17 protein-coding genes are annotated in these 19974 nt (G+C 39.6%); 11 read left to right on the plus strand and 6 right to left on the minus strand.

Going from position 1 to position 19974, the window contains the following annotated elements; genetic code table 11:
• Position 1: 1 nt before the first annotated feature.
• Together L1S31_RS13610 and queA are read left to right on the plus strand one after the other, a co-directional pair.
• Entirely contained in the window at positions 2–1234 is a 1233-nt protein-coding gene (locus L1S31_RS13610) for a 3-phosphoshikimate 1-carboxyvinyltransferase (protein ID WP_236465310.1), read from the plus strand.
• A gap of 181 nt (positions 1235–1415) precedes the next feature.
• Positions 1416–2465, plus strand: coding sequence for a tRNA preQ1(34) S-adenosylmethionine ribosyltransferase-isomerase QueA (gene queA / locus L1S31_RS13615; RefSeq protein WP_236465312.1), 1050 nt, complete (start codon positions 1416–1418; stop codon positions 2463–2465).
• A gap of 107 nt (positions 2466–2572) precedes the next feature.
• On the opposite strand, the gene L1S31_RS13620 is transcribed toward queA, so the two are convergent.
• Positions 2573–5080 (minus strand): T9SS type A sorting domain-containing protein, encoded by a 2508-nt coding sequence (locus tag L1S31_RS13620; protein WP_236465314.1) that lies wholly within the window; start codon positions 5078–5080, stop codon positions 2573–2575.
• A gap of 209 nt (positions 5081–5289) precedes the next feature.
• Between L1S31_RS13620 and kynU the strand changes: the two genes are divergently transcribed.
• The 4 genes from kynU (at position 5290) to L1S31_RS13640 (ending at position 10401) form a co-directional block, all read left to right on the plus strand.
• Positions 5290–6573 (plus strand): kynureninase, encoded by a 1284-nt coding sequence (gene kynU, locus L1S31_RS13625; RefSeq protein ID WP_236465315.1) that lies wholly within the window; start codon positions 5290–5292, stop codon positions 6571–6573.
• Between the two features lie 61 nt (positions 6574–6634).
• Positions 6635–8689, plus strand: a complete 2055-nt coding sequence (locus L1S31_RS13630; protein ID WP_236465316.1) for a T9SS type A sorting domain-containing protein — start codon at positions 6635–6637, stop codon at positions 8687–8689.
• A 107-nt stretch (positions 8690–8796) separates the two neighbouring features.
• Positions 8797–9879, plus strand: coding sequence for an agmatinase family protein (locus L1S31_RS13635; protein WP_236465317.1), 1083 nt, complete (start codon positions 8797–8799; stop codon positions 9877–9879).
• A 96-nt stretch (positions 9880–9975) separates the two neighbouring features.
• A complete protein-coding gene (locus L1S31_RS13640; protein ID WP_236465318.1) occupies positions 9976–10401 on the plus strand; it encodes a glycine zipper family protein in 426 nt (141 codons plus the stop codon).
• A 62-nt stretch (positions 10402–10463) separates the two neighbouring features.
• Here the strand turns inward: L1S31_RS13640 and L1S31_RS13645 are convergent, their stop codons facing one another.
• Entirely contained in the window at positions 10464–10886 is a 423-nt protein-coding gene (locus tag L1S31_RS13645; protein WP_236465319.1) for a DUF1801 domain-containing protein, read from the minus strand.
• Here L1S31_RS13645 and L1S31_RS13650 point away from each other — a divergent pair.
• Together L1S31_RS13650 and L1S31_RS13655 are read left to right on the plus strand one after the other, a co-directional pair.
• On the plus strand, positions 10867–11568 hold the full coding sequence (locus tag L1S31_RS13650; RefSeq protein WP_236465320.1) for a DUF2975 domain-containing protein: 702 nt from the start codon (positions 10867–10869) through the stop codon (positions 11566–11568). The two genes, L1S31_RS13645 and L1S31_RS13650, sit on opposite strands and share 20 nt — an antisense overlap.
• Positions 11569–11570: 2 nt before the next feature.
• Entirely contained in the window at positions 11571–11777 is a 207-nt protein-coding gene (locus tag L1S31_RS13655) for a helix-turn-helix domain-containing protein (RefSeq protein WP_236465321.1), read from the plus strand.
• Between the two features lies 1 nt (position 11778).
• On the opposite strand, the gene L1S31_RS13660 is transcribed toward L1S31_RS13655, so the two are convergent.
• Positions 11779–12243 (minus strand): DinB family protein, encoded by a 465-nt coding sequence (locus L1S31_RS13660; RefSeq protein WP_236465323.1) that lies wholly within the window; start codon positions 12241–12243, stop codon positions 11779–11781.
• 115 nt (positions 12244–12358) lie between these two features.
• Between L1S31_RS13660 and L1S31_RS13665 the strand changes: the two genes are divergently transcribed.
• The 3 genes from L1S31_RS13665 to L1S31_RS13675 all read left to right on the plus strand — a co-directional run bounded on the left by L1S31_RS13665 (position 12359) and on the right by L1S31_RS13675 (position 16758).
• Positions 12359–14764: a penicillin acylase family protein gene (locus tag L1S31_RS13665; protein WP_236465325.1), complete on the plus strand. Its 2406-nt coding sequence runs from the start codon at positions 12359–12361 to the stop codon at positions 14762–14764.
• A gap of 8 nt (positions 14765–14772) precedes the next feature.
• Positions 14773–15276 carry a hypothetical protein gene (locus L1S31_RS13670; RefSeq protein WP_236465326.1) on the plus strand — a complete coding sequence of 168 codons (504 nt, stop codon included), beginning with the start codon at positions 14773–14775 and terminating at the stop codon, positions 15274–15276.
• Between the two features lie 141 nt (positions 15277–15417).
• Complete coding sequence (locus L1S31_RS13675) at positions 15418–16758, plus strand: FAD-dependent oxidoreductase (protein WP_236465327.1); 1341 nt, start codon at positions 15418–15420, stop codon at positions 16756–16758.
• 25 nt (positions 16759–16783) lie between these two features.
• Here the strand turns inward: L1S31_RS13675 and L1S31_RS13680 are convergent, their stop codons facing one another.
• Genes L1S31_RS13680 through L1S31_RS13690 form a run of 3 tightly spaced genes read right to left on the minus strand, consistent with a single transcriptional unit; the run spans position 16784 to position 19972 of the window.
• Positions 16784–17149 (minus strand): cupin domain-containing protein, encoded by a 366-nt coding sequence (locus L1S31_RS13680; protein ID WP_236465328.1) that lies wholly within the window; start codon positions 17147–17149, stop codon positions 16784–16786.
• Between the two features lie 10 nt (positions 17150–17159).
• On the minus strand, positions 17160–17603 hold the full coding sequence (locus L1S31_RS13685) for a YybH family protein (protein WP_236465329.1): 444 nt from the start codon (positions 17601–17603) through the stop codon (positions 17160–17162).
• 2 nt (positions 17604–17605) lie between these two features.
• Positions 17606–19972: a DUF7619 domain-containing protein gene (locus tag L1S31_RS13690; protein WP_236465330.1), complete on the minus strand. Its 2367-nt coding sequence runs from the start codon at positions 19970–19972 to the stop codon at positions 17606–17608.
• Positions 19973–19974 lie beyond the last annotated feature (2 nt).

The raw sequence follows: 19974 nt of genomic DNA on the forward strand, positions 1-19974 counted from the left end.
TTTGGATTTACTTCTAAAAGCATCAATTATAAACAGTCAAAATGCCATCAAGGTTTCCGGAAGCAAATCCGAAACCAACAGGCTGTTATTGCTTCAGGCATTGTATCCCGATCTGGTTTTGGAAAATACTTCCAATTCTGATGACTCTGAAGTAATGGTAAAAGCATTGCAAGGCATTGAAAGTAGTATCGACATTCATCATGCCGGAACCGCCATGCGTTTTCTGACTGCTTATTTTGCCATTCAGGAAGGAAGGGAAGTAGTGCTTACAGGTTCTTCCCGAATGAAGGAACGTCCGGTCAAAATCCTGGTTGATGCTTTAAGGCAGCTCGGAGCTGAAATTACGTATCAGGAAAATGAAGGCTTTCCACCAATAAAAATCAAAGGGAAAAAACTTTTGCAAAATCAGGTTTCCCTCGCTGCCAATGTAAGCAGCCAATATATTTCGGCACTTTTGCTCATTGGGCCAAAACTCGAAAAGGGTTTGGAATTGAAATTAGGCGGCGAAATAACCTCGGTTCCTTACATAAAAATGACGCTGGCTTTACTCAGAGAAATCGGAGTTGAAACTTCTTTTACTGGGAATAAAATAATTGTAAACCCAAAATCTGAAATCAAAACATCCAAACCTATAATTGTAGAATCCGACTGGAGTTCAGCATCTTATTTCTATTCGATAATTGCCTTGTCTAAAATTGGCACCAGCATTACTCTTTCAAGTTATAAAAAAGACAGTTTCCAGGGCGATTCGGTGTTGGCAGAAATCTATAGTGAATTTGGTGTTGAAACCACTTTTCAAAATAATTCCATTCATTTAAAAAAAACCAATAATTCAAAATTCAAAATTCAAAATTTAGAATTAAACAATGCTCCCGACATCGCCCAAACGATAGCCGTAACCTGTTTCGGACTGGGAATCGGTTGCCATTTAACAGGTTTGCACACACTCAAAATCAAGGAAACCGACCGATTGCTGGCACTCAAAAACGAACTCGGGAAATTGGGTGCCAACGTTTCGATTTCCGATGAAAGCCTGACTTTAGAGCCGTCAGTGAAAATCAATCCCGGCATCAAAATCAAAACCTATCAGGACCACCGAATGGCAATGGCTTTTGCCCCATTGGCAATCAAAATGGATATTGTCATTGAACAAGCCGAAGTGGTTTCAAAATCCTATCCGGCTTTTTGGGAAGATTTAAAAAGTATTGGAGTTCAAATAGAAGTGGCAGAGTAGGAAAGTAGCAGAGAGGCAAAGTTTTTTACAACTTTCAAAAAATAAACACCTTTTTACTTGACAACGCCTAGTTGACAATAGTATATTTGCACACGTTAGAAAATTATGACACAACTAGCTTCGCTCAGTTCGCCAAAGGCTCGGGTCATAACTCATAACTTATAACCCATAACTCTTTTAGATGAAATTATCTCATTTCCAGTTCAATCTGCCAAACGAACTTTTGGCGGAATTCCCAGCAGAAAACAGAGACGAAGCCAGATTAATGGTTGTCAACAGAAAAACAAAAACCATAGAGCATAAAACATTCAAGGACATTATCGATTATTTTGATGATGGCGATGTGATGATTTTGAATAATACCAAAGTTTTCCCTGCACGTATGTATGGAAACAAGGAAAAAACCGGAGCGAGGATTGAAGTCTTTTTGTTGCGCGAATTAAACGCCGAACAACGCCTTTGGGACGTTTTGGTTGATCCTGCGCGTAAAATCAGAATCGGAAACAAATTATACTTTGGCGATGACGATTCGTTGGTCGCTGAGGTAATCGACAACACTACTTCACGTGGAAGGACTCTGCGTTTCCTTTACGACGGTTCGTATGAGGAGTTCAGAAGAAAATTAACGGAACTTGGAGAAACTCCAATCCCAAAATACATCAACCGTGACGTAACCGAAGAAGATGCTGAACGTTACCAAACGATTTATGCCAAGGAAGAAGGAGCTGTAGCGGCACCAACTGCTGGTTTACACTTCTCAAAACACCTTTTGAAAAGATTGGAAATCAAAGGAATCAACTTTGCTGAGGTTACGCTTCACGTAGGTTTGGGAACCTTCAACCCAGTTGAGGTAGAAGATTTGTCAAAACACAAAATGGATTCGGAAGAGTTAATCATCACTCAGGAAGCCTGTGATGTTGTAAACGAAGCCAAAGCCAAAAAGAAAAAAATCTGTTGCATCGGAACCACTTCAATGCGTGCCATTGAAAGTTCGGTTTCTTCAGCACGTACTTTGAATCCGTATGTAGGCTGGACGAACAAATTCATTTTCCCACCTTACGATTTCAGCATTGCTGATTGCATGGTGACCAATTTCCACACACCAAAATCAACCTTATTAATGATGATTTCGGCATTCTGCGGACACGATTTAATGAAAAAAGCATACGAAGAAGCCATCAAGGAAAAATACCGTTTCTATTCTTATGGAGACGCGATGTTAATATTATAAATAAGAAATCCCAACAGCAATGTTGGGATTTTCTTTTTTTTTGGGCGTGCCCCTTCGGGTCAGGCTGTACGCGCTACACGGTAGCTGGCTCCCATCCTTCACGCATATTATTGTTTAACTAACTTCTTGGTAAACTCACCGTCAGCTGTTTTTACAACAACCAGGTAAATTCCCGCTGTCAAATCGGCAACCGAAAAACTTTTTGCAAAACCTTCTTTCACCAAAGCTCCGGTCAAACTGTAAATTTTTACCTGTTCTATCTCGAGTCTGCTTTCCAAAGAAACAGCATCAGAAGCAGGATTAGGATGCAGCAAAACAGCATTGCTTTCAAGTGTTCCGTCTTCGATTCCAAGAGGGACAAGGCTTCCTACTTTCATTCCGTTTCCAAAACTCGTCACCCAAAGCTCATTGGCATTATACGGATTGAAAAACACACGCTCCGGTTGCTGGAACGGATACGAATTTACCATCGTAAAGCTTGGCGTACCCGAATTGATATTCGAACACATCCACAAACCCTGGCCTTCAGTCGTAAGGTAAATTTGGTTGGCGTTCGTTGGGTTAAAAGTAATGGAAGTCACACGGTCTATTGTCGTTCCGGTTAATTTGGTCCAGCTGGTACCTCGATTCGTGGTTTTATACAATCCGCCTAAACCATTTGGGGCACCACCCCAACCACTAAATACACAGGCATACCAGGTGTTTTGCGTGGCGTCATTGGGGTCAATGATGACGTCTTTGGTCCAATACTGCATTCCTGCATGTGAAACATCGGTCCAGCTGTTCCCTGCAGGATTATAAACAAACACACCTGAACTTGGCTGGAATCCGTCATCGGTACGACGCCCCGAATAGGAGCAGACCACTTTTCCGTCATTTAAAACATTAATGCACGCTGGGTGCTTTTCGGTTCGTGGCGGGTTTGGCAATAAGGTCCATGTCGACGAAGCCAAAAGGTTCAAATTCGTAGTTTTATAAATGCCGCCAACACCAGCACCACCGTTATAATGAATCACGCTGGCATAAGCTGTATTCGGATTATTTGGGTCAATTGCAATCCAAAAAACAGGATGATTGAAAACATGCAGGTTTTGCCAGGTCTGGCCTTCATTGGTTGAATAAACAATTTTTCCATTGGCGTCATCAGCATCCAGCGTTTCATCAAACAAGCGTGTACTTTGATACATGTCATGGATGTCTGAAGTCGCCATAAATAAGGTTCCGTTGGTAGGATGTGCCGCAATCCTGTAACTGGTATTGGCATTGTGCCCGGTATAATTGAATGACCACGAAGCTCCCGAATCGGTACTTTTAATCCCTTTAATATCTGAAAAACACGACCATACTTTGCTGGCGCTAATCCAATGCATCTGCCAGCTGGTTGTGTTTTCAAGCCCGTTACTTTGATAGGAATGGAACTGTGGTGTGGCAGCGTTGGCAGGATTTTGGGTTGCAGCAGTTACATAAGCCTGTTGCCAGGAAGTTCCGCCATTGGAAGTTTTGTGTACAAAGCCATAATCCCCAAAAATAACCTTGCTGGAATTATTCGGCGAAACCGCCATTCCAAAAGGACATTCTCCATAACTCCAGCCTCTGTCGCCACCTTGCCCGCTCCAGCCTGTAATAATGTTTTGATTATTGGTTGTGAGGAAAGTGTTGCTCCAGTTGGTTCCGGCATTTGTCGTTTTCAAAACAATAGGCCTCGAACTGGTGTTGCTTCCGCACAAATAAACGGTGTTGATGTCATTTTTTGCCATTCCCACAAACATCGGGAAATCCACTCCTGATGTAATTCCGCCCATTCTTGAAACCCAGTTTCCTGAGCCATAGTCAACCGAATATACGCCTTTTGGGAAACCCCAATAATCAGAGCCGGGCATTCCGGCATAAATGGCCGTATTCAGTGCCGTAATGCAAAAGAATCGGGTCACGCCACCGACTTTGGCACCTGCAAAAGACCAGATCCGGTCGGTCGCAGGAATACCGGTCAAGGCAGCCATCGACCAACTGGTTCCTCCATTGGTTGAAACCAAAACACCATTATTGGTTCCGATATAAATATTGTTTCCGTCAAAGAAAACCCCACCTACAACAATCCCATTACCGGTTGTGGCAGTATGGATGTTCGTAAAAGTAGTGCCTCCATTACCCGAAAAATAAATACGATTGTATTGTGAAATCAGGATTCGGCTTGGGTTGTCATAATCGGCATTAATGCTGTATAATTCTTCCCCATTATTAGGATTACCGGTAAGAGCCGTCCAGGTTACTCCGTTATCGATGCTTTTCATAGGACGCTGCATGTCGTTGGCATAGCTAATAGTGTAAAGCAGACCGGGAGTAGAAGTATAACAGACTTTGGAATCGTGTCCGCCCCAAACCTGGCGATGGTCGACCTGCGAATAGTTCTGGCCAAAATCAGTAGTATGGAATAATTCGCCCATATCGCAGGAAGCGTAATATTCATTGTCATTGGCAGGATTGAAAGCCATTGAAAACATGGCTCCGCCACCACCCACGCCACGCGCGGAAAATGAATTGGGTTGTGAAAAAAGAGATTGAAAACATAATGCGCCCAGAAATAAAACGGCGGCTTTAAAGGCTTGATGTTTCATAACATAAAGATTTGGTTAAGTTTATATACTGATTCAATCTGCTCAAAAGTTGGGGTCTTTCGTACAGCAAATGATTTTTGGGCATGATAAAGTTAGAAAGTTTTTTTTAACCTCAAAAATTTTAACAGAATGTCCCTGCAAACTTTGCCACTTTGTTGCTTTGAAACTTTGCCACTTTTCAATACTTTTACGCCACAAAAACAACAACAATGACATTTCAAAATACACGCGAATTTGCTCAGCAACTCGATGCACAGGACGAATTGAAAAACTACAGGAATGAATTTATCTTTCCACAGCACAATGGAAAAGATGTAATTTATTTTACTGGGAATTCGTTGGGATTACAGCCAAAAATCACCAAAAAATATGTTGATGAAGTAATGAATGATTGGGCGAATCTTGCGGTTGAAGGTCATTTTTATGCCGAAAAACCATGGTGGGATTACCACGAGCGTTTTGCCAACCCGTTGAGTAAGGTAGTTGGTGCAAAACCTTCAGAAATTACGGTAATGAATACGCTGACTGTTAATTTACACCTGCTGATGGTTTCATTTTACAAACCCACAAAAACACGTTACAAAATCATTTGCGAGGAAAAGGCATTCCCTTCCGATCAATATATGTTTCAGACGCAGGTCCACTTTCGCGGATACAAAGCAGAAGATGCCATTGTTGAAATCAAAAGAAGGGAAGGCGAACACAACATACGCCTTGAAGATGTGTTAGCCAAAATCAATGAAGTTGGAGATGAGCTGGCTTTAGTCTTGATTGGCGGGGTAAATTATTATACAGGACAGGTTTTTGATATGAAAGCCATTACCGAAGCCGGGCATAAAGCCGGAGCCATGGTTGGTTTCGACTTAGCACATGCTGCGGGAAACATCAAATTGGAACTACACGACTGGAATGTCGATTTTGCCGCGTGGTGCTCTTATAAATACATGAATTCAGGACCGGGAAATGCTTCTGGCTGTTTTATCCATGAAAGACATCATGCCAATAAAGACCTTGCGCGTTTTGGAGGTTGGTGGGGACAAAATAAGCAACGTCGTTTTTTAATGGAACCCACTTTTGATCCGATAGCCAGCGCAGATGGTTGGCAGGTGAGCAATCTTCCGGTTTTATCCTTGGCGCCGTATTTGGCCTCAGTAGAAATGTTTGCCGAAGTTGGAATGGAAAAGCTTATCAAAAAAAGAGATCAGATTACGGCTTACCTGGAATTCATTTTGCATGAAATCGACGAACAAATTGAAGGAACCGAATTCGAAATCATTACTCCATCGAACCAGTTGGAAAGAGCCTGCCAGCTTTCCGTTTTTTTACACGGACAGGGAAGAAGCCTTTTTGACTATTTAATGAAAAATGGCGTAATTACCGATTGGCGCGAACCAAATGTCATCAGGCTTGCGCCAGTGCCATTTTATTGCTCCTATGAAGCAATGTACGATTTCGGCCAAATACTGAAACAAGGAATTTTGTCGCTGAAATAATTTGATTTTTGAAAAACAATTCGTTGATTTGTAACTAATTATTAATCCAAATAACTACATAATGAAATTAAAACTACACTTCGCAGTTGTAGCATTGATTGCATTTTCATTTACAAGTAATGCCCAAGTTTCTGAAAACGAAGGTGCTGCAAGACAATGGATTTCAGCACATGCTACCGATTTAAAAATCAAACCTACAGATACTTTTAGACTATCATTCGTTTATAAGGGAGAAGCTGGAGAAACGCTTCGTTTTCAACAAATGATGAATGAAGTGCCTGTTTATCAGTCAGAAATTGTAGTAAATTTCAATCCAAGCAATGAACTTGCCTATACTTCGGATTCGTATGATGCTGCTATACAAAATGTTGCTACAACGCCAAGCCTTTCTAAGCAGGCTGCTTTGGATGCATCAAGAGAGAGTTTAAAATTAACCTGTGAATATACAGTTGCAGAAAATAATTTATTTGTAACCAAAGTCAATGACGAAACGAAACTCGTTTACAGAGTCGTGACTAATCCTGCTTCGGGAAACGGAAGCTGGGAAGTATTGGTTGATGCACAAAACGGAAGCATTTTAAGCACAAAAGACGTAGCGTTATACCACCACAACAAACCAACGGTAAATTTGTTTAAATCAACAAATCCAACCATACCAATGGCTCCATTAGGTTTTGTTTCGGGAACTGCTATGGTTTTCATGTCTGATCCATTATCTTTTGCACACGTCGCTTACGGTACAACCGGTTATGTGGATGGAAATGATGCCAACACGACACAATTGGCTGCAGCCAGAGCTTCAGTAACGTTGCCAGAAATTGATTTAACCGGAACTGTGTACAAATTAAAAAGTTCTTATGTTGAAATTGTAGACATTGAAGCGCCAACAACTGGTTTGTTTACACAGGCAACGAGTGCCTTCAATTTTACAAGGGATAATAATGCTTTCGAAGCGGTAAACGTTTTTTATCATTTGGATAAAAGTTTAAGATACATCAACGAAACTTTAGGGATTAACTGCAGACCAGCTTTGAACAGTGGTGTTTTAAGATATGACCCTTCAGGATTAAGCGGAGCTGATAACTCACATTACCTGCCTTCAAGTGATTCATTGGCTTTTGGTGAAGGATGTGTGGATGATGCTGAAGATGCAGATGTTATCTGGCATGAATTAGGTCACGGATTGCACGACTGGATGACTAATGGAAATACTTCAAGCCAAATCGGAGAAGGAAATGGAGATTATTGGGCTCAGTCTTATAGCAGAAGTTTAGGGCAGTGGACAGCAGCAGATCCTGCATTCCAGTATATGTTTAGCTGGGATGGACACAATGTTTGCTGGGATGGAAGAACAACCGATTACTTCGGCATCTATCCTGGTGACTTAACCGGATTCATACACGATGACGGACAAATTTGGGCAACCGGATTAATGCAGATCTGGGATGAAATTGGAAGAACAAAAACAGACAAAGCCTTTTTAAATGGTTTAGCGTTAACAAATAGTTCAACCAACCAACAGAATGCAGCTATAGCTGTTAGACAGGCTGCAATTAACATGAACTATCCTTGTGCTGATATCGCCATAATGACAGAAAAATTCTCAGGAAGAGGTTACACTATGCCTGTTTTAGGATTGACAATGGCTGCTATTGCGAACCAAGTCGTTACAGCAGGGCCATCAAATACATACACTTTGCCAAGTTATGCTACATTGGCTAACCCAATTACAGCAAACTGTAATGCAACCTTAACTCAAAGTCCGGTTGTAGGAACTGTTTTAATTCCTGGAGTTTATACTATCACAATGCAGGCTGTTAGTGGTACTACTGTAACCAGAACATTCCAGCTTACTGTAAATCCATTCCTTGGAATTGAAGATGTTGTTAAGAATAATTTTGTATTGTATCCAAATCCAGCTGCAAATGTGTTGAACATTAAAGGTGATTTTGATGCTAATGAAAAAGTTACCATCTACAATATGTTAGGACAAACGATTATGACTAAGGCAGTGACTTCAAACGAACAAAGCATTGATGTTTCTTCTTTGGCAAAAGGTATTTACAATGTATACTTTAATACTGCAAAAGCAACTTACAAATTTGTAAAAGAGTAACACTCACTAAATAATTTAACAAAGCCATTTCAGTAAAACGAGATGGCTTTTTTTATTCCTATGCCTGAAAAATACTTTGTAACTTTGCTCCTTCAACTTTAAAAAGCATGACAAAACAACAAATCATAGACACTTTTGACCCTAGCCAGCCGGGCTTAGCGGATGCAACCATTTTCGGATTGCCATTTTCATCAGAGCAATCAGAAATCATCATTATTCCGGTTCCATGGGAGGTAACCGTTAGTTATGGTTCAGGAGCTTCAGATGGCCCCGAAGCTGTATTGGATGCTTCTTTCCAAGTGGATTTGAATCATCAGGATTTTCCCGAATTATGGAAATTGGGAATGTATTATGACGAAGCACCGGAACATTGGAAAATCAACTCAAACAGCTACAAGGCATTGGCACAACCGATAATCCAGGCACTTGAAAATGGTGAGGACTTAAACAATCATCCAAGTTTGATGGATGATTTGGCAAAAATCAATAAGGCCTGCCGCGATTTGCATTCCGAAGTAAAAGAAAAAGTTCTTTTTTGGATGAAGCAAGGCAAAAAAGTGGCTCTTCTTGGAGGAGACCATTCAACACCGCTGGGTTATTATGAAGCTTTGGCTTCCATACATGATGATTTTGGGATTTTACATCTCGATGCTCATATGGATTTACGCATTGCCTACGAAGGATTTACCTATTCACATGCTTCGATAATGTATAATGCCCTGCAGATTCCACAGATTTCAAAAATTGTTCAGGTAGGAATCCGCGATTTTTGTGAACAGGAAGTAACCGTTGTCCAGCAGTCAGAAGGCAGGGTTTTGGTAAATACCGATTCTGATTTAAAAACGGAAACTTTTGAAGGGAAAACCTGGGCTGAGCAATGCGATGCAATTATTGCTGGTTTGCCACAAAAGATAGCAATCAGTTTTGATATAGACGGAATGTATCCTTGGTACTGCCCAAATACAGGTACGCCGGTTCCGGGTGGATTTTCATTCGAGCAGGCTGCCTATTTATTTAATAAATTGGCTGCAAGCGGAAAGGATATCATTGGCTTTGATTTGGTTGAAGTTGCACCAGGCGAAACCGACTGGGATGGAAATGTTGGAGCACGAATGCTCTTCCATATGTGTGGTGTTTTAGCAAAAAGCAACGGATTGCATGTGGGTGAAACAATTAGGTTTAATCGTTAGTGGCACCAAAATTGTATAAGCATTAATCTAAATTTTATAAATGGTATGAAGGCATTATACTGTTACTTTGTACCGTAACCTTTAAATTTTTGTATTATGAAAAATATTGTAATGACTTTAGCAGTTGCAGGAGTTTTAAGTTTAAGCTCGTGCAAAAACACAGATAAGCAGGGAGCAATAGTTGACGATACACGTCAGGCGACTATTGACTCGATGCAACAGGTAGCAGAAAAACAACGTATCATCGATTCAATGAAAATTGAAAGTGATAAAGCGATAAGAGAAAAAGAGAAACAAGTTGTTGTTGTTCACGATCAGGCACCAGCAGCAGCAGCGCCACAAAGAAAAAAATGGAGTGGAGCAGCTAAAGGAGCAGTAATTGGAGCCGGAGTAGGAGCCGTTACCGGAGCCATTATCAGTAAGAAAAAAGGTGAAGGTGCCATAATTGGTGGTTTAGCCGGAGCCGGAGTTGGTGCAGGTACAGGTGCCATTATCGATGACAGCAAAAAGAAAAAAGAATAAAGTAATATTGTACTGTTTTTTATACATTGTAAAAACCCAGTTTATGCTGGGTTTTTGTTTTTCTATTGATTTGGATATCGTGTAAGTGTATCTTTAATCGAAGCTTTCGTAATGTCTTCCAAAACGGCCAAATTGATATCATCGAGTTTCTTCACGTAAACACAGCCTTTGCTCGATTTGTGTTTGCCTAGTTTCTCCAGCAGCCATTCACGGTTTTCAAATTCCGGAGAAAAATAAAATACAATGGAATCCTTTCGTGGAGAAAAAGCAGCAATAGGCATATCGCCCTCATGTCCGCTGGCATATTTATAATGGTATTGCCCAAAGCCAATAATTGTTGGTCCCCACATTTTTGGTTCACTTCCTGTTATCGATTTGAAAAAATCTACCAATACAAAGCTATCCTTCCTTTTTATTTCATTTTCTACTTTTAGGATAAATCCTTCAACGCTAACTTCTGTTGCCTTGGTTTTATTTTCTGCCATAAGTTCCCTTTTTTCTGTAGCTAAGATAGAAAATTATATACATCCTAAAAAACTATATTTTTTAAATGTCTTATTTTTTAATAAAAATTTATTGTTTATCAATAAAAATTTATTAATATTGCATCGTAATCTTAAAACAAATATTATGTCTAAAACAAACAACTTCGTATTTTGGGGCTTATATATTGTGGCTTGGCTCATTTTTGTCGGTTTATCAATTGAAGCTGGAGGCTTGCTGGTAAATTTCTTTTTCACTTTATACAACCCCGAATTTGTGCAAAATCTTTATCAAAAGTTGGACTTAATTGAAATGTATAAAGACAGCAAATTGGCGTTTTTCGGTGTCTATAGCTTTATCCTGATCATTTCAATTTTGAAAGCCTGCCTATTTTACACGGTCATCAGGTTAATGCATAAAATGGATTTGTCAAAACCGTTCAACACTTTTGTGGCGGGACAAATTTCAAATATTAGTTATTACACCCTTTCAATTGGATTGTTGAGCTACATTGCCAGGCAATTGGTTAAAAATCTAATGCATCACGGTTTTGTTCCCGACAACTTAAACCAATTTTGGGCCGACAGCCAGGCATTTATTTTAATGGGAGCTGTGATTTATATTATTGCGACTATTTTCAAAAAAGGAGTGGATATTCAAAACGAAAATGAACTAACCATATAGTTATGGCAATAATTGTAAATTTAGATGTGATGATGGCAAAGCGTAAGATGTCATTGAACGAGCTTTCAGAGAAAGTCGATTTGACACTTTCCAATCTTTCGATACTAAAGACAGGAAAGGCAAAAGCGATTCGTTTCAACACTCTCGAAGCGATATGCAAAGCTCTCGATTGCCAGCCTGGAGATATATTGGAGTATGTTGGGAAATAAATTATTGCAGCAGTTTTTTCAATAAAACAATTTGCCCCAAATGATAGTAACTATGCTCAATCATCGCATCAATGTTCCTGCGATAGCTACCGTATTTTGCATCCACAAAAACCGATTCTAATTTTCCATCAGGCATTTGCTCAATGAAAGAAGCAAATTCTTCGGAATCATTCCAAAATCGGGTGAGGAAATTTTCCCAGTCATCTTGCGAATTAATGGCTGGGAAATCAAAACTGTATTTGTCCCTTATGTCCAAAGTCCCGCCTCTGAAAACATTATTTATTCCATTGATGTAGTAATGAATGTGCTGTGCCAAAACCGCAATAGTGTTTAAGCTGCCTGCTTTTTTTGTTGCGGTTTCCCAATCTAAATCTGCCAATTGGTGTTTGTAATTGGTATTGGCAACCCAGGTTCCGTCAAAGATAATTTCCCGAAAACGGCCTGCGATTTCTGCTGTGTTTTTCATTTTGCAATGCGTTATTTTAGCTAAGATAAAAATTCTGAGCCAAAATTTTAGCGCAATAACCGTTGGGTTATAGAATATACTAATTTGTTATATTTGTTTAACCAACACCAATATCATGAAACGCCTCAAGAAATTCCTGTTACTCTTATTGATTCTAGTAATTGTCATTTTCATTGCGGTTGTAGGTTATCTTCAACACACCAAACCGCAATACGAGGGCGAAACAAACCTCGCGAATATCTCCAAACAAACGACTGTCTATTTTGATGAATATGGTGTGCCGCATATTTATGCCAAAACCCAAAAAGATGCGATGACAACATTAGGCTATGTCCATGCACAGGACAGATTGTGGCAGATGGAACTGATGCGGCGCATTGCACCGGGAAGGCTTTCGGAAATGTTTGGTACTCCGGTTTTAAAAACGGATAAATTCTTTGCCGGTATTGGAATCGATGAAAACTCGAAACAGGCTGTTGCCAATTTGGATAAGGATTCCCAAACCTATATTTTGGCAAATGCTTATCTGGACGGTATCAATCAGTATATCGAGCAAGGCACGACTCCGGTTGAATTAAGATTATTGGGAATCCATCAGGAAAAATTCACGTTGAAGGATGTGTATAATATTTTCGGGTTCATGTCTTTCAGTTTTGCAATGGCACAAAAGACAGATCCATTGCTGACTGACATCCGTGACCGTTTTGGAATGGGTTATTTAAAGGATTTTGGCATCAATGGCGAATTGGGAACCAAACAATTAAAATCCTATAAAGGCAATTATAAGGAATATGCCGAGATATCAAAATCGGTTGCCGGTTTACTGGAATCATCACCGATTCCGGCTTTTATCGGAAGCAATAGCTGGGTTATTGGCGGTGCTAAAACCCAAAGCGGCAAGGTAATTTTGGCAAATGATCCGCACATCATGTATTCCCAACCTGGAACCTGGTACGAAGCACATATTTCCTGCCCCGATTATGAAATGTACGGATACTACATTGCAGGCACGCCATTTCCGCTTTTGGGCCACAATCACAATTACGCTTACGGATTGACGATGTTTGAAAATGACGATGTAGATTTCTTTAAAGAGGAAAATAATCCGAACAATGACAAACAATATAAAACTGTTGACGGCTATAAAAATTACACCTACCAACAAAAAACCATCAAGGTAAAAGACAGCAGCGATGTTAAACTCAATGTAAAAATGTCGCAACACGGACCTATTATCAATGGGCTGCTTGACGGATTGAAATCGAAAAAGCCTGTGGCAATGTCATGGATTTATACTGAACAAAAAAACGAAATCCTCGAAGCAGTTTATCAACTATCACATGCTAAGGATTTGGAGGGTTTCCATAAAAGCATCGAATTGATAAAAGCACCAGGATTGAATATCACGTACGGCGACGCCAAAGGGAATATTGCCTGGATAACTTCGGGGAAACTTTATAAAGTGGATCAAAGCGTCAATACCAATTTCATTTTAAATGGCGCCAACGGCATTGATGACAAAAAGGAATGGCTACCATTTGCAAAAAATCCTTCCGCCATAAATCCGCCATGGAATTACGTTTACAGTGCCAACAATCAGCCCGAACCTATTGACGGTTATTTGTATCCGGGTTATTATCTTCCAAAAGACCGGGCAACGCGCATTGACGGATTATTAAATCCAAAAAATAATTGGACCAAAGAAGATGTTTCCAAAATGATAACCGACAATACTTCGGTTACAGCCCCGGCAATTTTAGCGAAAATGTTGACAGCCCTTGATACTACGCAATTAAAGAAATATGGTTTCTATGCTGTAGAAGAAGAAGCGTTGGAACACCTTAAGAAATGGAAAGGCACCCACAACATTAAGGAATATGCGCCATCTATTTATAACAACTGGATTTACTTTTACTTAAAAAATACTTTTGAGGATGAATTAGGAAAAGAATATTTTGAGATGCTGCTGAGTACACACATTATCAAACAAACTATCGAAAATCAAAGCCAAAATCCCAATTCACCTTGGTGGGACAATATTAGAACCAAAAGTAAAAAGGAAACCCAGAAAGAGATACTGACAAAATCATTTCACGAGGCGTATCTTTCATTGTATAAAAAAGCAGGCAGGATTGATTACAAATGGAAATGGGAACGCTTCCACAGGGTAGAATTCCAGCATCCAATAGGAAAGGTAAAATTGTTTAGCAGCTTTTTTAATGTTGGCCCTTTTTCAATTGCAGGCACAAACGAAGTCATCAACAACCAACTTTTTACACTGAATGAAGTGACTGATATAGCCGTTAAAGGCGGTCCATCGACAAGACGTATCATCGATTTTTCGGATATTGAAAACAGTTGGAGTGTTCTGCCAACAGGCCAATCGGGTAATCCAATGAGCAGGCATTATGATGATCAGACGGAATTGTTTGTCAAAGGAAAATTCAGGAAAATGAAACTCAATAAAAAAGAAATAGAAGCCACATCGACAAAATTAATTTTTAAACCCAAAAAGAAATAAAAATAAGCATGGAAGAATTTGTTTTACCAGATAATTACACCTTTAACGAGGAGCAGAAAAGATTAGAACCCACTGAAAAAAAATGCAGTTTTTGCAACAAAGCAGAAATGGAAAATATCAGGGATTGTTATTTTGCTCCCGTTTTCATGACCAAAGACCGAACATATCTTGTGGTTTATGCCTCAGTTAAATATGCCAAAATCCTAATCGGGATTCCGCGTTGTAAATCCTGTCGGAAAATCCATGAAAGCTCAAAAGTCAAAGCAACGCTTCTCGCAATAATAGTTGGAATTCTGATCATTGTTTTAAGCGCCATGACCCAAATTGTGCCTTTTGTTGTGGTTGGTTTCTTTGGTGGTATTTTTACCGCTGTATTTGGTTCAATGTACGGAAAAGACTGGTTTGCTTCGCATAAAGGAATTAAGACGCTTAAAGGAGCAGCTGAGAAAAACGGGTTGGTGCAGAAGTTCCTGGCTTCGGGCTGGTCGCTCAAACAACCGGAAGCGATGTAATAAATTATTCCCAAACTAAATGCAACTATTCCGGGCAAAAAAGTAAATTTGCACTCGAGGCCGTAAGGCCGAACAGTATGACCTGAGCCATTGAGGTGGCGAACGGAACGAAGTTAAATAAAAACCGTTTAATAAAATTAAATGCAAACTCCTCAAAAAATTGCTATCGTTGGTTCAGGCCTTGTCGGGACTCTGTTGGCAATTTATCTCAAGAAACTCGGTCACACGGTTCATGTTTATGACAGGAGTCCGGATATTCGAACTGTTGAATTCTCGGGACGTTCCATTAATTTAGTCATGTCTACCCGTGGCTGGAAAGCCATGGAAGATGTTGGGCTTGATGATGAAATCCGCAAAATCGGAATTCCTGTCGATAAAAGGGCAATACATTTAAAAGATGGGAAACTCAATTACCAGTATTATGGCAAGGATGGAGAAGCCATTTTCTCCTTGTCAAGAGGCGTTTTAAACCGAAGGATGATTGATTTGGCGGAAGCTGAAGGCGTAGAATTCTTCTTTGAGCATAAAATCTGGGACATTACTTTAGCAACTTCAACACTTCATATGGGTGATACCGAAAGAGGTGAGTGGACCGATTTAAAATACGATAAATGTTTTGGTGCTGATGGCGCTTTCTCAAGGATCCGCCACCGAATGCAGCGTCAGAGCATGTTTGATTATTCGCAGGAGTTTATGAAAATTGGCTACAAGGAATTGCACATCCCGGCAAATCCCGACGGCACGCATAAGGTTGATAAAAATTCACTGCACATTTGGCCCAGAGGAAATTTCATGTTGATGGCTTTGCCCAATCTGGATGGAACTTTTACCTGTACGCTGTTCATGCCTTTTGAAGGTGAGAATTCGTTCGAACAATTAAAGGATGAAAAAACGTTGGTACATTTCTTTGCCGAATTTTTCCCCGATACCAAAGAAGTGATTCCCGACTTGGTCGAAGATTTCTTCAAAAACCCAACAAGTTACCTGGTCATGATGAAATGTTTCCCTTGGACGCATGGCGATAATGTTGCCTTGATTGGTGATTCGGCGCATGCCATTGTTCCTTTTTACGGACAGGGAATGAATGCAGGTTTTGAGGATATTACGATTTTGAATGAAATGATTTCAAAATACGGAGACGATTGGGAAACCATTTTTAAGGAATATGAAACTTCAAGAAAGCCCAATGCCGATGCCATTGCGGAACTTTCGTTGCGGAATTTCATTGAAATGAGTACCAAAACTGCCGATGAAAATTTCCTATTGCAGAAAAAAATCGAAAAGTGGTTTTCAGACAAACATCCCGATAAATGGCTGCCATTGTACAGCCGTGTGACCTTCAGCCTTCACCCTTATTCAGAAGCCTTGGCGCTTGGCGATTTGCAGAACAAAATCATGGAAGAAGTGATGCAGATGGACAACATCGGGGAAAAATGGAATAGCGAAGAAGTGGAACAGAAAATTATAGGCTTATTAAAATAAGAAATCCCGATGATTCGGAATTTTTTTATTCTTCTCTGTGTACTTTATTAAAATCAAAAGCAGGTTTGCAAATCGCAATGTATTCGCATGGTTCGTCAAACGGATTGGAATATTGAACACGGGTATTCTTTTCAATTTTGATGGATTGACCAGTTTCCAGGATTACAGTTTCACCTTCAATAATGAATTGCTTTTTTCCCGAAATGATATAAGTGTATTCCTCAAACTCCGGAGTCTGGAAGGGTTCGCTCCATTTTGGCGGAGCAATCATGTGCGCAATCGAGATTTCATGGTTACCCGTTGTTTGGATTCCGTGGTGTTCTTCGATTATTTTTCCATCCGTGGTTGGCACTACAAATGGAGTTTTTTGTATTAGATATTTTTTGCTCATTTTTCAAGTATTAATCCCAAACAAATTTCCAGCTTCCGTCTTTCTGCCTTTTCCAAACGGTATGGAAACGGCCTTTAAAATCCTTTTTTACACCTAAGGAATCGGTTGTGGTCCAAACATATTTTCCATAAGTATATGCCAAAGTACCGTCATCTGAAACGCCTACAAATTCAGGTTTCCAGGTAACCGAGGCTTTCTTGAATTTTTCATCATTAAAAAATTCCCTAACTGCTTCTTTTCCTTTGATTAGCGAGTCGTTGTCCCGTTTCATAACGGCATTGCTGTCGGCAAATGTGTAAAAAGCTTCCTGTATTCCTTTGGTTTGGGCCATATTCTTGAAATCGTCTTCCGCTTTAAAAATCTCGGCTTTTAAGGCTTCGGGATTCACGGTTTCCACTTTTTTGGAACAGCTTACAACAGCGATGGTAAATAAAAAGAAGATTGATTTTTTCATACTTATTCCTTAATTATTTTTTGGATTTTCATTCCTTTTGAAGTGTAGACTTTTACCAAATAAACTCCTTTTGGTTCTCCGGTGAAATCAACAGTTGTCGACAAGTCATCTGCAGTTTTTATTTGTAAAAGACGGCCTTGGATGTCAAATATTTCAACAGAGCTGATGCTTTCCAAAGCTCTAATCTGAAGAATGTCTTTTACAGGTATAGGGTTTATTGCTACACCATTTGCCTCAGTTTCATTAACATTCAAAAGTGCTACAGTAGTCGAAGCAGTATTGGTTACAATTGGCGCGTTGAAATCAAAATAGATGTCAGCGGTATTCTGGACCTGGTTGCCCAATACCAAATTGCTTTTGGTTTTGATCTTGAACGCAACAAAACCATGGCTTCCCGGTTCGTTGTCCATTTCGGCAGGAAGGTTGATGTTTTCAAAAATAAATTCTACTTTATTGCCTGTAATCCTGGTCGTATGCGGATGTGAACTTGAAATTAACTGAAGTGAACTGATGTCAAACTTTGAGGTGTCGATTACATCTTTCACAACAACATTCTCAGCATAATAAGTTCCTGAATTTTGAAAACGGATTACATAGTTCAGGTAATCGCCCACCATGTCAGGCGTTATGGTAGTGCCTTCCAAACAGGTTTTGTCGTTAGGATCCATTGAACCCCTTACGGTTTGTGTCAGATGGAAAACATTGTCTTCAGGGGTTTCATCTCCGGGAATGGGATTGATAGTTGCGGTGAAATGTAAAACATCATCTAAATTTACTGCTGGGGTATCTGTTGGTCCGTTAAGATGTAATTTAAACTCAATTGTCCGGCTTTCAAATGGCATTAAATTAGAGTAAGTCCAATTCAAATTATTTGTTGACTGATTATTTAATGCTGGAGTTGCCGAGACAAAATCTAAAATAGCATCATCGAAACTAAGATTGATAGTTCCACTCATAGTCTGGTTACCTTTATTTTTATATACTAATTGGTAACGCGTATCAAAACCAGGTCGTGCATTTTGAATAGCAAGTATTACAATGTCTACATCGTTGTGGACACCATTGGGAGAGATGCAGAAATTTTGGATTTGACTGTTATTGTTGCTGTCTGGAAAACTAACAGAAGCGCTTGGCGGTGAAATTGTGAAATAAGGAATTGGCGTTGGAGTGATAGTAAAAGTTCCCTGTGTCGCAAAAAAAGAATAATCCCCATCAGTATTTGAATAAGTACCATTTAGTATAGGCCCCGATAATGTAATGAATAAGTTTTCAAAAGGAAAATCGAGATTGGTCGCAGTTTTGGTATCTTCAAAATCGCAGCCATTCCCATCAGCATCATAATTAAATGTTCCACTAATGGTGTTGTAATTGCCACCCGGAACGAAATCACAATAAGTGCCAATATTAGTACCGCTAAATATAGGGCTTTGAAGTTGATTGGCCACATAAGGTATGTTATAATCATCGGTGCAGATGTATTGAACTGGGTGTTCGATAATTATACTACCATCGGTAAAAGGATAACCGGTTTTTAAATTTATAAAGTTCAGCGCAGGATTTCCGTAAATGTATATTTGTGAAGTTCCACCATAAGGAACTAAAATCCTTGTATGGCTAAAATCTAAACTGGTTAATTGATTATAAGCACATTCAATAGTGTGCAAACCGGGAGCATCTATATTAACCAAATCGGTTAATTGATTGTAGCTGCAGTAAAGGTATTGGAGGAGATGGTTATTTGTTAAGTCAAGTGTCGTTAAATTGTTATTGTCAGCTCCTAAAAAATACAATTCTGTCAGATTGGAAAGATTGAGTTGCGATATCTGGTTATGGGAACAGGCAAGCATTTGCAAATGAGGATTATTGGATAAGTTCAGGCTTGATAAGGAATCGAACTCACAGTTTAAACGCTCAAGCTGTGTCAAAGTACTTAGATCCAATGAGGTGATACTTGACTGATCACATCTGAAATATATTAGATTGGTTAAGGGAAGCACATTTACATTTGCAAGCGCTAAATTACTTCGAAATTCCAAAATCATTAGGTTTGTTAAAGTAGGAAAGTTAAAATTGGTAATGGATAAGCCATCTATGTACAACATGGTAAGATTGGTAAACATCTCAAGCCCAGTTAAATTGGCGGTTTGGCTACTTATATTTGGTAGTCCATTATTGATGCCAAAAGCAGTAAGATGTAAATAGCTAACCTGTAAAGCCTCACTAACCTGTATTTCACCATCAGTGTTTGTGTCAATGCCAGGATAATTTAGTAACGCAGTTTTAAAGTTCGCATCAGGAATGTTGACAATCTGCGCATTGCTTAAGGAAAAAGAGAATAAGGCGAAAAGCAGAAAAATAGAATTTTTCATAA

Origin of the sequence: Flavobacterium wongokense, from assembly GCF_021608265.1 — a bacterium.
Lineage (GTDB): Bacteria > Bacteroidota > Bacteroidia > Flavobacteriales > Flavobacteriaceae > Flavobacterium > Flavobacterium wongokense.

Excerpts from the sequence above, each read along its gene's own strand:
- queA (WP_236465312.1), top strand. The coding sequence starts at position 1,416 with ATGAAATTATCTCATTTCCAGTTCAATCTGCCAAACGAACTTTTGGCG.
- L1S31_RS13620 (WP_236465314.1), bottom strand. The coding sequence starts at position 5,080 with ATGAAACATCAAGCCTTTAAAGCCGCCGTTTTATTTCTGGGCGCATTA.
- kynU (WP_236465315.1), top strand. The coding sequence starts at position 5,290 with ATGACATTTCAAAATACACGCGAATTTGCTCAGCAACTCGATGCACAG.
- L1S31_RS13630 (WP_236465316.1), top strand. The coding sequence starts at position 6,635 with ATGAAATTAAAACTACACTTCGCAGTTGTAGCATTGATTGCATTTTCA.
- L1S31_RS13635 (WP_236465317.1), top strand. The coding sequence starts at position 8,797 with ATGACAAAACAACAAATCATAGACACTTTTGACCCTAGCCAGCCGGGC.
- L1S31_RS13640 (WP_236465318.1), top strand. The coding sequence starts at position 9,976 with ATGAAAAATATTGTAATGACTTTAGCAGTTGCAGGAGTTTTAAGTTTA.
- L1S31_RS13645 (WP_236465319.1), bottom strand. The coding sequence starts at position 10,886 with ATGGCAGAAAATAAAACCAAGGCAACAGAAGTTAGCGTTGAAGGATTT.
- L1S31_RS13655 (WP_236465321.1), top strand. The coding sequence starts at position 11,571 with ATGGCAATAATTGTAAATTTAGATGTGATGATGGCAAAGCGTAAGATG.
- L1S31_RS13660 (WP_236465323.1), bottom strand. The coding sequence starts at position 12,243 with ATGAAAAACACAGCAGAAATCGCAGGCCGTTTTCGGGAAATTATCTTT.
- L1S31_RS13665 (WP_236465325.1), top strand. The coding sequence starts at position 12,359 with ATGAAACGCCTCAAGAAATTCCTGTTACTCTTATTGATTCTAGTAATT.
- L1S31_RS13670 (WP_236465326.1), top strand. The coding sequence starts at position 14,773 with ATGGAAGAATTTGTTTTACCAGATAATTACACCTTTAACGAGGAGCAG.
- L1S31_RS13675 (WP_236465327.1), top strand. The coding sequence starts at position 15,418 with ATGCAAACTCCTCAAAAAATTGCTATCGTTGGTTCAGGCCTTGTCGGG.
- L1S31_RS13680 (WP_236465328.1), bottom strand. The coding sequence starts at position 17,149 with ATGAGCAAAAAATATCTAATACAAAAAACTCCATTTGTAGTGCCAACC.
- L1S31_RS13685 (WP_236465329.1), bottom strand. The coding sequence starts at position 17,603 with ATGAAAAAATCAATCTTCTTTTTATTTACCATCGCTGTTGTAAGCTGT.
- L1S31_RS13690 (WP_236465330.1), bottom strand. The coding sequence starts at position 19,972 with ATGAAAAATTCTATTTTTCTGCTTTTCGCCTTATTCTCTTTTTCCTTA.